Annotated in this window: 9 protein-coding genes and 1 tRNA gene; 7 read left to right on the top strand and 3 right to left on the bottom strand. The window is 69.8% G+C overall.

Features of this window, described 5'->3' with window-relative positions:
• Positions 1–71 precede the first annotated feature (71 nt).
• On the top strand, positions 72–1571 hold the full coding sequence (locus tag LUM46_RS08530; RefSeq protein WP_274993366.1) for a zinc-dependent metalloprotease: 1500 nt from the start codon (positions 72–74) through the stop codon (positions 1569–1571).
• A gap of 28 nt (positions 1572–1599) precedes the next feature.
• On the opposite strand, the gene LUM46_RS08535 is transcribed toward LUM46_RS08530, so the two are convergent.
• Positions 1600–2148, bottom strand: a complete 549-nt coding sequence (locus tag LUM46_RS08535) for a SprT-like domain-containing protein (RefSeq protein WP_274993367.1) — start codon at positions 2146–2148, stop codon at positions 1600–1602.
• 173 nt (positions 2149–2321) lie between these two features.
• Between LUM46_RS08535 and LUM46_RS08540 the strand changes: the two genes are divergently transcribed.
• Positions 2322–3422 carry a YlbL family protein gene (locus tag LUM46_RS08540; protein ID WP_274993512.1) on the top strand — a complete coding sequence of 367 codons (1101 nt, stop codon included), beginning with the start codon at positions 2322–2324 and terminating at the stop codon, positions 3420–3422.
• A 134-nt stretch (positions 3423–3556) separates the two neighbouring features.
• The gene (locus tag LUM46_RS08545) at positions 3557–6589 is read left to right on the top strand and encodes a UPF0182 family membrane protein (protein WP_274993368.1); all 3033 of its coding nucleotides are present in this window, start codon (positions 3557–3559) and stop codon (positions 6587–6589) included.
• An 86-nt stretch (positions 6590–6675) separates the two neighbouring features.
• Here LUM46_RS08545 and LUM46_RS08550 read toward each other — a convergent pair whose 3' ends face one another.
• Positions 6676–7491 carry a nicotianamine synthase family protein gene (locus LUM46_RS08550; protein ID WP_274993369.1) on the bottom strand — a complete coding sequence of 272 codons (816 nt, stop codon included), beginning with the start codon at positions 7489–7491 and terminating at the stop codon, positions 6676–6678.
• A gap of 111 nt (positions 7492–7602) precedes the next feature.
• Between LUM46_RS08550 and LUM46_RS08555 the strand changes: the two genes are divergently transcribed.
• Positions 7603–7676: transfer RNA gene (locus LUM46_RS08555), tRNA-Met, on the top strand.
• Positions 7677–8510: 834 nt separating this feature from the next.
• Here LUM46_RS08555 and LUM46_RS08560 read toward each other — a convergent pair.
• The gene (locus LUM46_RS08560; protein WP_274993370.1) at positions 8511–8993 is read right to left on the bottom strand and encodes a cupin domain-containing protein; all 483 of its coding nucleotides are present in this window, start codon (positions 8991–8993) and stop codon (positions 8511–8513) included.
• Between the two features lie 124 nt (positions 8994–9117).
• Here LUM46_RS08560 and LUM46_RS08565 point away from each other — a divergent pair, with 124 nt between their 5' ends.
• The 3 genes from LUM46_RS08565 to LUM46_RS08575 all read left to right on the top strand — a co-directional run bounded on the left by LUM46_RS08565 (position 9118) and on the right by LUM46_RS08575 (position 14214).
• Positions 9118–10065: an AraC family transcriptional regulator gene (locus LUM46_RS08565; RefSeq protein ID WP_274993371.1), complete on the top strand. Its 948-nt coding sequence runs from the start codon at positions 9118–9120 to the stop codon at positions 10063–10065.
• A gap of 526 nt (positions 10066–10591) precedes the next feature.
• Positions 10592–10801 (top strand): hypothetical protein, encoded by a 210-nt coding sequence (locus tag LUM46_RS08570; RefSeq protein WP_274993372.1) that lies wholly within the window; start codon positions 10592–10594, stop codon positions 10799–10801.
• A 341-nt stretch (positions 10802–11142) separates the two neighbouring features.
• Positions 11143–14214, top strand: a complete 3072-nt coding sequence (locus LUM46_RS08575; protein WP_274993373.1) for a S8 family serine peptidase — start codon at positions 11143–11145, stop codon at positions 14212–14214.
• The last annotated feature ends 45 nt before the right edge of the window (positions 14215–14259 follow it).

Below are 14259 nucleotides of genomic sequence, written 5' to 3' on the forward strand. Positions count from 1 at the left end.
CGGGAAGTTCCCGTGTGCGCCCAGAGCCAAATGGACGGCGCAGATCTTGCGGACCCGGTTACGGTGACTCTATGAGCGACCAGCACCAGCCCGGCGATACCCCCCAGTCGTGGGAGGACATGCTGCGCTCCATGCTCGGCGACGGCGCAGACGAAGTGATGGCCGAGATGCGCGAGCGAGGCATCGACCCGACCACCCTCGGTGGACCGCCCGACCCGGTGATGATGCAGTACGCGCTCGCCCAGGTGCAGAAGATGCTCTCGGCCGAGGGCACCGGACCGGTCAACGCCGACGTCGCGCACGACGTCGCGCGGCAGGTCGCCGTGAGCAAGGGTGACCCGTCGCTGACCGGGAAGCAGGCCAAGGAGGCCACCGACGCGCTGGCCGTGGCCGAGCTCTGGCTCGACGCGGCCACCGACCTCCCGCCCGCCGGGGGGACCAGGCGCGCCTGGAACCGGTCGGAGTGGGTCGAGGCCACGCTCCCGGTGTGGAACGAGCTGGCGGCGCCCGTCGCCTCTTCCGTCTCGGAGGCGCTGGCGACGGTGCTGCGCGACCAGCTCCCGGAGGGCATCGACGACGGCGAGGCGATCCCCGGGATGCCTGCGGGCGTCCTGCACGGGCTCGGCGGCGCGCTCGACCCGGCTCAGATGATGCGTCGGCTCGGCTCCGCGGTGTTCGGCATGCAGGTCGGCCAGGCCGCCGGCACGCTGTCGCAGGAGGTGTTCGGCGCCACCGACGTCGGCCTGCCGCTGCTCGACAGCTCCGACACCGTGCTGCTGCCCACCAACGTCTCCGCGTTCGCGGAGGGGCTGGATGCCCCGCTCGAGGAGGTCCGGCAGTTCCTCGCGGTCCGCGAGGCCGCGCACGCGCGCCTGTTCACCCACGTCCCCTGGCTCCGATCGCACCTGCTGTCGATCGTGGAGCGCTACGCGCGCGGCATCACCATCGACCTCGACGTGCTCGAGTCCCAGGTCCGCGACATCGACCTCGCCGACTCCGACGCGCTGCGCAGCGCCCTGTCCGGCGGGGTGTTCGGGCTGCAGAACACGGACGAGCAGAAGTCGGTGCTGCTGAACCTGGAGACCACCCTCGCCCTGGTGGAGGGCTGGGTCGACGAGGTCAGTGCCATCGCCGCCCTGCCGCACCTGCCGCACGCCATCCCGCTGCGCGAGATGATCCGACGTCGGCGGGCCGCCGGCGGGCCGGCCGAGCAGACGTTCTCGACGCTGGTCGGGCTGGAGCTGCGACCTCGCCGTTCGCGCGACGCGGCGACCCTGTTCTCGATCGTGGCCCGCGCCCAGGGGCCCGAGGGCCGCGACGCCGTGTGGGACCACCCCGACCTGCTGCCGGGTACCCGGGACCTCGACGACCCGTCGGGCTACCTGGTGCGCCGCGAGGCGGCGGAGAACGAGCACGCCGACGTCGACGCGGCGCTCAAGGAGATCTTCGGCGAGGACACGCTGACCGAGGAGGCCCCGGCCGGGGACAGCACGGTCCAGGACGGCCCCGCCGAGGACGCCCCGACCGAGGACGGTTCGGGCAAGGACGGCCCGTCCGAGGAGCCGAAGTAGTTCTCGGACTCAGCGCCGGTCGGCGGCGTCAGTCGTCGTCGTCACCGTCGTCGGAGGTGATCTGGCCAGGGTCGTCCTGCGCGAACGACGCGCCCTCGAGGAAACCGCGCGCCCGGTCGGTCTTGGGGTAGACCTCGAGGATCCGCCAGAACTCCGGGCCGTGGCCCGCGTGCAGGAGATGCGCCAGCTCGTGCAGCAGCACGTAGTCGAGCACCCAGGACGGCATGCCCTGGACCCGGGTCGAGATGCGGATGGAGCCGTCGAGCAGCGTGCACGACCCCCAGCGCCGGCCCTGGTTCGCCGACCAGCGCACGCTGGAGGGCTTGGCCCGGCCGTCGAGGTACTTGACGGAGAGCTCGCCGGCGCGGTCCATGAGCTCCTGGTCGGACGGGCGGCGGCGCCGCTCCTTGTCCTCGAGCCGCGCGACCATCTTCGCCACCCACTCTCGTTCCTGAGCCCGAGAGAAGCGCGCAGGAATGGCGACGATGGTTCGTCCACCGTCGCGATATGCGCTCACCGTGGCGGTGCGACGGCGGCTCCGGCGCACCTCCACGGACGTCAGGGCGTCGTGGGCCACGGCACGACCGTAGCGTGTTATCGGCGTGACGTGGGGTATAACACACCGTTCAAGTGGAAAATCTTTGCACGACGGCGTAGTGGTTGGCGTGGCGTGACCGGGTGCCCGCGTCGCCGTCGGGCAGCTTTCACGGAAACCCCAGCCAAGTGAGGAATGATGGGCCGGTGACCGATATGCGCGACCGCCAGCACGCCCCGCAGCCCGAGCCGTCACCCTTCGACGACTCGCCGGTCGTGGTCGCCCCCATCACGCGCCGCACCGTGACGCTGGGCGTGTCTCTGCTGGCCACAGCCGTTCTCTCCGCACTGGCACTGGTGGTGCCGACGCCGTACGCGATGCGCTCGCCCGGGCCGACCGAGGACACGCTCCAGCGGAACCTGATCCAGATCGAGGGCGCCCGGACGTACGAGTCGACGGGCGAGCTGCGCCTGACGACGGTCTCGGTGCTGGGTGGCCCCGGGTACCCGATGCTGTCCGGGCAGGTGATCCAGGGCTGGCTCGACCCGCAGCGGTCGGTGCTCCCCGTGGAAGCGATCTTCCCCGAGGCGACCACCAAGGAGCAGCAGCAGGAGGTCAGCCAGGCCGAGATGGTCTCGTCGCAGGAGTCGGCCACGGCGGCCGCGCTGACCGAGCTCGGCTACGACGTCCCGGCCGTCCTGGACGTGGCGGGCACGGAGCCGGGATCCGGGGCCGAGGGCAAGCTCGACGAGGGCGACGTCATCGTCGAGTTCCAGGGTGAGCCCGTCGGCACCTACGCGGACCTGATCGACGGCCTGGCCGAGACGAACCCCGGCGACGACGTGACGCTCGGTGTGCAGCGGGGCAAGCGCACGACGGACGTCGACATCACCACGTCGGGCAACGGCGAGCGGGCGGTGCTCGGTGTCTTCATCGACCCGCGCTACGACTTCCCGGTGGACGTCTCCATCGAGATCGAGAACATCGGCGGGCCCAGCGCGGGGACCATGTTCGCGCTCGGGATCATCGACAAGCTCACGTCCGAGGACGAGGCGAACGGTCAGATCATCGCCGGCACCGGGACGATGAGCCCCGAGGGCACGGTGGGTCCCATCGGCGGCATCGAGCAGAAGCTGTACGGGGCCGTCCGGGACGGCGCCGAGTGGTTCCTCGCTCCGGCGGACAACTGCCCGCAGGTCGTCGGGAACGTGCCGGACGGGCTGGAGGTCGTGCGGGTGGCGACCCTGGCCGAGGCCCGCGACGCCGTCGAGCAGATCGGGCGGGGTGAGGGCAGCGATCTCCCGACATGTTCCTGACCTGCCGATCCAGATGTTGACCGTGTGTTGTACATCTGGAGGATGTGGGAACCTTGTGCTGGGAACCTTGAGCAGAGCCCGGCCGTTCCATCTGGGTACGGCCCAACCATTTGATGACGTGAGGTAACGCAGTCGTGTCCTTCGCCGCAGCACCTCGCCGCCCTTCCGGCGGCGCCCCCCGAGCCCGACGCCGCAGTCCGCTGGGGGTGGCGATCATCGCGGTCGCCGCCGTGATCGCGGCCCTGCTTCTCCTCGCCCAGTTCTGGACCGAGGTGATGTGGTTCGGGCAGCTCGGGTTCTCCCGGGTGATCTGGACCGAGTGGGGTATGCGCGCCGCCCTGTTCACCGCCGGGTTCGTGATCATGGCCGGAACCGTGTTCTGGTCGTTCACCGCGGCCTACCGGTCCCGCCCCATCTACGCGCCGAGCACACCTGAGCAGGCGACGCTCGACCAGTACCGCGAGGCCGTCGAGCCGCTGCGCCGGGTCGTCATGATCGCCGCGCCGGTCCTCGTCGGCTTCTTCGCCGGTGTCGCGGCCTCCGCACAGTGGCGCACCGTGCTGCTGGCGTTCAACAGCGAGTCGTTCGGCCAGAGCGACCCCGAGTTCGGCATGGACCTCGGGTTCTTCGTCTTCCTGCTGCCCGCGATGCGGTTCACCGTCGGGTTCCTCATCTCGGTGGTGGTGATCGCAGGCATCGCCGGGCTGGTCACGCACTATCTGTACGGTGGCCTGCGGGTCGGCCCCGCCGCTGCGGGCGGTCCGCGTACCACGGCCGCCGCGCGTGTCCACCTGGCCGTCATCGGCGCTGTCGGTCTGCTCCTGATCGCCGCGAACTACTGGCTCGACCGGTACTCGCTCCTGACGAACACGAACGACCGGTTCGACGGCGCCTCGTACGCCGACGTGCACGCCGTGATCCCCGCCAAGGGCATCCTCACGGTGGTCGCGGTCTTCGTCGCCGCACTGTTCATCGTCACCGCGTTCCGCGGCGACTGGCGCCTGCCGGCCATCGGCGTCGGCCTCATGGTGGTGTCCGCCATCGCGATCGGCGGCATCTACCCCGCCGTCGTCCAGCGTTTCCAGGTGAACCCGAACGCGCAGGAGCTGGAGGCCGAGTACATCCAGCGCAACATCGACGCGACCTTGTCGGCGTTCGATATCGAGGACGTGGAGAAGGAACAGTACGACGCCACGACCGAGGCGCAGGAAGGCGCCCTGCGGTCGGACGCCGAGACCGCCGCGTCGATCCGCCTGCTGGATCCGCAGATCGTGTCGCCGTCGTTCCGTCAGCTGCAGCAGAACAAGCAGTACTACAACTTCGACGACTCCCTGTCGGTCGACCGCTACGAGATCGACGGTGAGTCCCGCGACACCGTGATCGCGGTGCGTGAGCTCAACCTCGACGGCCTGGGCCAGGACCAGCGCAACTGGGTCAACGACCACACCGTGTACACGCACGGCTACGGCGTCGTCGCGGCCTTCGGTGAGCAGCCGGGGCCTGACGGACGTCCGGCCTTCTTCGAGGGCGGCATCCCGTCGCAGGGCGCCATCAGCGAGCTCGAGGACGGCTACGAGCCGCGCATCTACTTCAGCCCGAGCACCGACACCTACTCGATCGTGGGCGCGCCCGAGGGTACGAAGGCGTGGGAGCTCGACTACCAGGCCGACGACGAGGAGAACGGTGGCCAGGTCAACACGACCTTCACCGGCGACGCAGGGCCGAGCGTCGGCACGTTCGGGAGCAAGCTGCTGTACGCGCTGAAGTTCGGCGAGGAGCAGCTCCTGTTCTCCGACCGCGTGACGAGCGAGTCCCAGATCCTGTACGACCGCGACCCGCAGGCGCGCGTCAGCAAGGTCGCACCGTGGCTCACGCTCGACAACAAGGTCTACCCGGCCGTCGTGGACGGTCGCGTGAAGTGGATCGTCGACGCGTACACGACCACCGACGCGTTCCCGTACTCCACGTCGACGCCGCTCGACGAGGCCGTCGCGGACACGCTGACCACCCAGTCCGGCGCCCCGATCGAGCTGCCGGAGGAGGTCAACTACATCCGTAACTCGGTGAAGGCCACCGTCGACGCCTACGACGGGTCGGTCGACCTGTACGCCTGGGACTCCGACGACCCGATCCTCAAGGCCTGGACGAACATCTTCCCGGCGTCGATCAAGCCGCTCGACAAGATCTCCGGCGACCTGATGAGCCACCTGCGCTACCCGGAAGACCTGTTCAAGGTCCAGCGGACCCTGCTCAGCCAGTACCACGTGACGGACTCCGCCGAGTTCTTCTCGGGCCAGGACTTCTGGAACAACCCGACCGACCCCACCTCGGACGCGGCCACCGCACCACTGCAGCCGCCGTACTACCTGACGCTGCAGATGCCGGGGCAGGAGCAGTCGTCGTTCTCGCTGACGTCGACGTTCATCCCGGGCGGTAACACGGACCGCGAGGTGCTCACCGGGTTCCTCGCCGCGGACGCGGACGCCGGTGACGAGGCGGGCAAGAAGGCCGAGGACTACGGCAAGCTACGCCTGCTGGAGCTGCCACGCGATACGACGGTGCCCGGCCCCGGTCAGGTGCAGAACAACTTCGACTCGAACCCGACGATCTCCGAGCAGCTCAACATCCTGCAGATCGGTGCATCCACGGTGCGGCGCGGCAACCAGCTGACGCTGCCGGTCGGTGGCGGTCTGCTGTACGTGCAGCCGGTCTACATCCAGTCGACCGGTGGCACGCAGTTCCCGCTGCTGCGCAAGGTGCTGGTCGCCTTCGGCGACAACATCGGCTTCGCCGACACGCTCGACGAGGCTCTGGACCAGGTGTTCGACGGTGACTCGGGCATCGAGGCCGGTGACGCGGGTACGGCCGAGGACCAGGCGCCGATCGCTCCGCCGGACGGCGAGGTGACTCCGGGTGCGGAGCCCACTGCTGAGCCGACCACGGAGCCCAGTGGTGAGGCCACCACCGAGCCCGACACCGGAGGCGGCGGCGGGGCCACGCCGGAGCTCGACGCCGCACTGCAGGAGGCGGCCGACGCGCTGGCCGACTCCGATGCCGCCCAGCGTGAGGGCGACTGGGCTGCCTACGGCGAGGCGCAGGACCGCCTGCAGCAGGCGCTCGAGGACGCGATCGCCGCAGAGGAAGCGCAGAGCGGCTCGGCGGGCTAACCGCTCACCGCGCGCTGAGCGCGCACGACAGAGGCTCCCCGGTGTTCGCACCGGGGAGCCTCTGTGCGTTCAGCCGAGCCGTACGTTCAGCCGAGCCGCCGGGCCACCACCACCGAGTTGACGACGTCGTCGGTGGGGTGGACCACCTCCAGCACCTCGAACCCGGGCATGGCGCGCAGGTCCACCGGCGGGTACAGGAGGGTGCGCAGACCGCGCGCGCTGCGCGCGAGCAGCAGGGCGCCGGGCCGCATCGAGCCGGCCATCTGCCGCACGATCGTCGCCTTGGCCGACGGTGTCTCGCCCACCAGCGCCGCGAGCACCACGGCGTCGTGTGCCGAGAGGTCGGCGACGGCGGCGTCGGCCTGCTCGAACCGGACCCCCGCCGCCCCGACCCGGGCCGTGACCCGTCGCGCGAGGGCGACCGCGGCGGGGTCCCGGTCCAGCCCGACGGCGGGGCAGGCGAGCGCGTCGGCGTACCCCACGGTGCTGAGGGGGAGCGGGCCGCAGCCGAGCACGGCCACCGACCTCGGCGTGCCGCCCGCATGGGTGAGCAGGCGTACCTCGAGGGCGGTGAGCCGGTGATAGTTGTCGAGGTACGGGAACGCGGCCAGTGCGGCACCCGGGTCCGCCGCTGTGGCGATGTGCTCCGCCCAGGCGTGCTCGAGCGCGGTCTCGCCGCGGGCCGAGAGATCGCGGATGGCGCTCTTGCGTCCCTCGACGTCCGGGTGCGCGAGGATCTCGCGGGCGTGACGGTCGGGCGCCCCGAGGACCGTCTGCACCAGCTCGCCGAAGAGGGCGTTCGTTCGCGGGTCCGGTCGCAGGTGGGGCAGTGCGGCAAGCTGGTCGGTGAGACGGACGATCCGGTCGGTGGTCAGGGTGGTGTCGCTCAGCTCCGTCGGCATGGGATCGATGGTTCCACGGCCGGATCGGTTCGATCGCTTGTGACCTGCGTCTCTACTGCCTGACCGGGTTTGCACTCAGCCCCCGGGCGTGCGTAAAGTAGGGGTTACCGCCGCGGGGTGGAGCAGTTCGGTAGCTCGCTGGGCTCATAACCCAGAGGTCGCAGGTTCAAATCCTGCCCCCGCTACAAGAGAAGGGCCCCTTACCTGGTAGGACACAGGTGAGGGGCCCTTCGTCATGCCGGGCTTCGCCTAGCAAGGTACACACAGAAGTACGCACGCTCCCAGAACTGCGGGATGGTGCTGGGAAGTGCAGTCCGTGCGTCAGCAGTGCTAGATCCGCAAACTGGCATGCTGCCAGTGCGTTTCCGCAAGTTTTCGAGGGCGCCCCTCGTGTCCCTCTACGATCCCCTCATGCTGCCGCTCGCCCCAACTTCATTGGCCGTCTCTGATGCCATCACCCACTACCGCCAGCTGCGCGATCTCACTCGCGGCGAGTTGGCCTACGTGCTCGAGGTGTCCGGCCATCCGTTGTCGGCCGACGCCATCGCCGCGATGGAGAACAGGGATCGCCCCGCTCGAACGCGCCGAACAGGTGGCCGTGCGCAATGGGGGCATCTCGGTGTCGGCCCTCTAACGGCTGATCGCTTACGGTGCACCCCACGGGCGACGAGGTAAGCACGTTCACGCTCGTCTCGCCCTAGGCTGTGTCCGGTGAACCGCGGAGCCAGAGGATGATCGCGGCGAGGGTGATCTCGGTGCGGTAGTAGGCCGTGCGCTTGTTCGACGGCCCCGCGACGGAGGATTTAGCTCGACGCTGACCGCCCCGCGGACGGGTACTGAACGCACCGACTCACCTCGCCCACGAAGGATCGAAGCTAGCACGCGACCTCCCACGGCTCGGCCGCAGCATCGCTGGTCGTGCGCGCAGGTCGCGATGAGGCATCCCGCAGATAACGCCTCCGCTACCTACGGGATGCCCCATCGCGACCTGCTCGACACGTCGGGGGCCGTGCGCCCGGTCAAGGCTCGGGCTGGACCTCTGTGCCGTACTTGTCGAGCAGGGACAACAGCCGCTCATCGATGCGCTCGGGGCCCCACGGCAGTACCGCGACGCCCGGCTGCGGCTGATCTCCGCCGTCCACGAACAGGCCCTCGCCCCCGCCCGGGGTGTAGAAGAACACCATGCTGGCGTGGGTCAGGCTGACGTTCTTGAACCGGTGCCTGGTGCCGCGCGGGATGAACACGGTGTCGCCCGGGCCTGCGGTGAAAAGCCGATCCCCATTGAGAAACTCCAGCTCACCGTCGATCACGTAGAACGTCTCGTCGGCGTGCGGGTGGACGTGCGCGACGGGTCCGCCACCCGGCGGCACCGACGCCTTGATCAGCCCGACACTGCCGTTCGTGTCCGCGCCGGTCAGCTTCACGGTCAGGACATCCCCGTTGAACCAGACCGTGCTGCCCTGGTCCGACCGCACGTGCAGGCCACCCGTGGTAATGCTCATGGCTACCATCCTTCTTGTGCTCCGTGTAACTGTCGGTGACGAACCTAACGACGGTTCTGAGCCGGCCACCACTACCCGAAGTCCTGTTGAGTAGCCCAATCGTCCAACCCGCCGGGAGGCTGCCGTGGATCCGCTGTCCGAGGTGCTGGGGCTGCTCGACGTCCAGGTGGCACCGCCGTGCCGACTGGAGACCGCGGGCGACTGGGCGCTGAGCTTCTCCGAGTACCGGCACATTCGGGTCGGCGCGGTGCTGCGCGGCCAGATGTGGCTGACCGCTACCGGAGCTGAGCCGCTCCTGCTCTCCACTGGTGACTGCTACCTGCTGACCAGCGGCGCCCCGTACGCCGTGGGCTCCGACCCGGACCGACCGGCCGAGGATGGCATGGCGGTCTTCGAAGAGGCCTGGCCGGACACGGTCTACCACCAGGTCGAACCCGGCGCGACGGCGTCCACCTCGGCGATCAGTGGTGCGCTGTCCTTCGACGACACCACTGCCGCGCTGCTGCTCGAGTACCTTCCTGCAGTCGCCGCGATCCGTTCGGACACGGCCGAGGCGGCGGCTTTGCGGCCGGTACTGGAACTGCTGTCGAACGAGACCTCGCTTGACATACCGGGCACCGGGGCGATGCGCGACCACCTCACCCACGTGCTCTTCGTACAGACGCTGCGCGCGGTGCTTTCCCGGCCGGACGCGTCGCTGGGCTGGTTGCGCGCGCTCGCCGATGAGCGTCTGCGCCCGGCGCTCACATTGATCCACGCACAGCCTGGCCAGCCCTGGACTGTGGCGAAGCTGGCTGCGGAAGCCGGGATGTCGCGCAGCGCCTTCGCACTGCGCTTCAAGAACGCCGTGGGTTTGTCCCCGCTCGACTACCTGGCTCGCTGGCGGGTGCAGTCGGCGGGCCGACTGCTGCGCGCCACCGACCGCACCGTCGCCTCCCTCGCCACTCAGTTCGGGTTCAGCTCGGAAAGCTCGTTCATCCGGACCTTCAAGCGCCTGACCGGCCACTCCCCGGCCAGATACCGCATCGATCGCGTCAACAGCACCTCGACCCGATTCCCGGACAACGGATGATCAGACAAACGCATCCGTCGACTGCTCCGGATGTAGCTTCAACTCGCCTGCCAGCGTCGTAGCGTCTCGTTCGGGCGCAGCAACTCCACCATCTTCCGGCCCCATCCGGCTACCGCGATACGGTGGGTCGTCGAATGCCGCTTCGCCTGCCTCCACCAGCTAGAACGCCTCCGCACTGCTACGAAGAGCCCCGCTGACCTCCTGCACCTCGCATGCACCATCGTCTGCTGGCGCAAACTCCCCATCCGGTCATCCTGAAACAAACCTTTTCTCACACAGCGCGCCTCCAGGCCGCCGAGCCGGTAGCACCGGTGTCATCACTACCTCCCTGACACGTGTACCGACCCATCCAGGCGAGCGGTTCTCCCCACCTGGCATCACAGCGGCCGACGCTGCCCGTGTCGTCGCGGCCATCGCCGCCGAGCGTGCCCCGTCCACCCTGGTCCTGTACGCCTCCGCGTGGCGCGTGTTCACGCGATGGTGCGTAGCGCGTGGCCTGGACGCCTTTCCGGCAGATCCCGCGACCGTGTGCGCCTATCTGGCCGAGCGCGCCGGGCAGGGACTGTCCATCGGCACGATCAACGTCGCCTGCGCGGCGATCGCCTACGAGCACCAGCGCGCCGGCCTGCCCGGCCCGATCACCGACGCCACGGTCGGGCGCGTACGCCGCGGATTGCGCCGCATCGTCGGCGTCGCGCGACGTCGACCTGGGCGACGGGTTGGTGGGCGCGGGTGACGGCGGTGATGACCAGCCGAGCCTTGGACATACCTGCTGATCGTGCTGGTCGGTGTCCGGGGTGAGTCATTTTCTCCCCGGGACGCGGCTCAGGCCTCGGCGACCGTGCCGACGCGCAACCAGAAGAGCAATGCCGCTCCACACCGAGCCGGTCCCTGGGCAGGTCGCACGCCGGGAAGCGCAACCGCACCACGGCGTCCCAACCCCTGGCCCGGGTAATAATAATTTCGCGCATTTTCCGGGCATTCGCCCTCGCTATGAAGGTACGTTCAGGGCAAATCTCCTGCCCCGCGCAGGTCCGGTGCGCTCCGGTACGCCGAGCGCCTCAGCCTGGAGAACCTTTGCACCCTCACATCCGACGCCGTTCCAGGGCTCTGGCGTCAGCCACCGTCCTGGCACTTCTGGCGGTTCCCAGCCCCGCGGTCGCCGCTCCTGACCCGGGTGACCCCGCGGACGGCCGGAGCAGCGGCCCTGCCGCACAGGCCCGTCCCGGCACGGTCGACCCCGCGGACAAGATCACACCCGCCGCGACGAAGGCTTTCCGCGCCCGGGGCGCCACCGACTTCTGGCTGCGGTTCGCCGACAAGCCGGACCTGACCGCGACGGAGGCGATCACCAGCTGGGAAGAACGTGGTGAGTACGTCTACGACACCCTCGTTGCGACGGCGGACGCCGCGCAGGAGCGCGCGATCGCGGAGCTGGAGGAGTCCGGCGCCGAGTACACGTCCTACTGGGCGTCCAACGCGATCCTGGTCGAGGACGGTTCGCTCGACCAGGCGGTGGAGCTCGCGGCGAACGCCGAGGTGCTGGAGGTCCGCCCGACGACGCGGCACGCGTTGCCGGAGCCGGAGACGAAGGAGGCGCCGGCGCCGACCGCGGCCGCGAAGTCGACCTACGGCATCAGGGCGATCAACGCCGACGACATGTGGAACCGGGGCTTCACCGGCGACGGCGTCGTCGTGGCCGGCCTGGACACGGGCGTGGGCCGTAACCACCCGGCACTGGCCAAGCAGTACCGGGGCGCCACCTCGGGCAGCGACTACAACTGGTTCGACGCGGCGAAGGTCGGTGCGGGCGTGCCTCGTGACGGCGACGGCCACGGCACCCACACCATGGGCACCATGGTGGGCACGGACGACGGCGCGATGAACATCGGCGTGGCGCCCGGCGCGCAGTGGGTCGCGACGAACGGCTGCGCCGACGACTGCTCCGACGCGGCGCTGATCGCGTCGGGCCAGTGGTTCCTCGCACCGACCCGCACCGACGGGACGGCCCCCGACCCGGCCCGGCGGCCGCACGTCGTGAACAACTCGTGGGGGCTGTCCTTCTCCACCGACCCGTTCATGGAGGACGTGATCTCCGCCTGGGAGGCGGCAGGCATCTTCAGCGCCTGGGCCAACGGCAACGAGGGCGAGTTCGGCTGCGAGTCGTCCGGCAGCCCCGGTGCGCGGCAGATCTCCTACTCGGTGGGTGCGTTCACACCATCGGGTGCGATCGCTTCCTTCTCCTCCCGTGGCCCCGGCCAGAGCGGAACCGTGAAGCCCGACATCGCGGCTCCCGGCGAGACCGTCCGGTCGGCCGTGCCCGGCGGACGCTACGAGCAGTGGTCCGGGACGTCCATGGCCGCCCCGCACGTCGCGGGCGCCGTCGCGCTGTTGTGGGACGCCGTGCCCGAGCTCGTGGGTGACGTGACGCGCACCCGGGCGATCCTCGACGGGTCCGCGGCCGACGTGCGCGACACGAGCTGTGGCGGCACCACCGACGACAACAACGTGTGGGGCGAGGGCAAGCTCGACGTCCTCGCGGCGTACGAGCTGGCGCAGGCGCAGGCGTTCGCCGCCTCCCCCGAGCCGGTCGTCTCCGGCGCGCAGTCCAAGGTCGGTGTGCAGCTCACCGCCACGGTGCCCGCCTGGTCGCCCGCGGCGACGTTCACGTACCAGTGGCGCAGGAGCCCGAGCAAGGACGAGGTCGGGGCGATGATCCCCGGAGCCACCAAGGCCACCTACACGCCGAAGGGCGAGGACGCCGGTGCGTACCTCTCCGTGACGGTTCTCGGCTCGGCCGACGGTCGCACGCCGACCGCCCGGACCAGTGCGGAGACCGACGTCGTCGCGGTGGGCGTCATGACCGCGGCGAAGCCGACGATCAGCCCCACGGCCCGGGTCGGCACCACGCTCTACGCGAAGTCGGGCACCTGGACCTCCGGTACCCGGTTCACCTACCAGTGGCTGGCGAACGGTACGCCGATCCCCGGTGCGAAGGCCTTCACGTTCGTGCCCACCAGCACGCACCGCGGCAAGCAGCTCACGGTCACGATCACGGGCAAGCGCACGGGCTATGCGCCCGAGACCCGCACCAGCTCCGCCGTCACGGTGGGCTACGGGACGTTCTCCACCCGGTACCCGCGCATCATGGGCAGCCCCGCCCCCGGCCAGACCGTCAAGGCGTCCACGCCCCAGTGGGTGCCCGCACGGAGCACGACGAGCTACACCTGGAAGATCGACGGCAGGGTCATCCGCGGAGCGAACTCGTCCAGCTTCCGGGTGCCGTCGAACTACGCGGCAGGCCGGGTGCTCACCGTCACCGTGAAGGGCCAGCGCGCCGGGTTCACGACCAAGGCGCTCCAGTCGATGGGTTACAAGGTCGGCAAGCCGTTCGTGAAGAAGCCCTTTCCCAAGCTCAGCGGCTCCGTGCGAGTCGGGTCCCGGCTCACTGTGAGCCCGGGTACCTGGAGCCCCTCGGCCTCCCTGTCCTACCGCTGGTATGCCTCCGGCAAGCCGATCGCCGGAGCGACGGGCAAGGCGTACCGGCTCAAGGGGAGTGACCACGGCAAGAAGATCGTGGCGACCGTGACCGCCCGCAAGCCCGGGTACGCCACGACCTCGCGCACCAGCACCCCCACCGTTGCCGTCGCCAAGCCCGTCACGACCATGGTGGACCTGGAACTGTACGACGTGGGCCGAGGTGGCATCGCCCCCGGCACGTACGTCGTATCGGCAGGTTCGAGGGAGTGCTCGTGGGAGCGTGGCTCGGGGTGGGACGCGCTCGGCTCCGGCATCGGCTCGGGGCCACGGATCACGACGCTGCAGTCGACCGACGACTACTTCTTCTCCCTCGAATGCGGCCGGTGGAGCAAGTACTACTCGGGCATGGCGGAGCCGAAGACGCGCACCTTCAACAACGGCGTCTACGTGCTCGGCGACCAGCTCCAGCGCGGTACCTACGTGACGAGCGGGCCTGCCGTCGCGACTGCCGGCTCCTGCCGCTACGCCTTCCTCGCGGCCTTCACGGGCAACCTGAACGGCAGCAACGTCGTGGCGAGCGGCTCAACGGACGCCTCGCGAACGATCACCGTCCCGGCCGCCGCCAAGGGGTTCGAGACGAGCAACTGCAGCTGGCAGCGGGTGGGCTGACACCTTCGAGATCCCGTGCGCCGGTCCTCGACACAGGGCCGGCGC

Source organism: Promicromonospora iranensis, from assembly GCF_028994805.1.
Taxonomy (GTDB): Bacteria; Actinomycetota; Actinomycetes; order Actinomycetales; family Cellulomonadaceae; genus Promicromonospora; species Promicromonospora iranensis.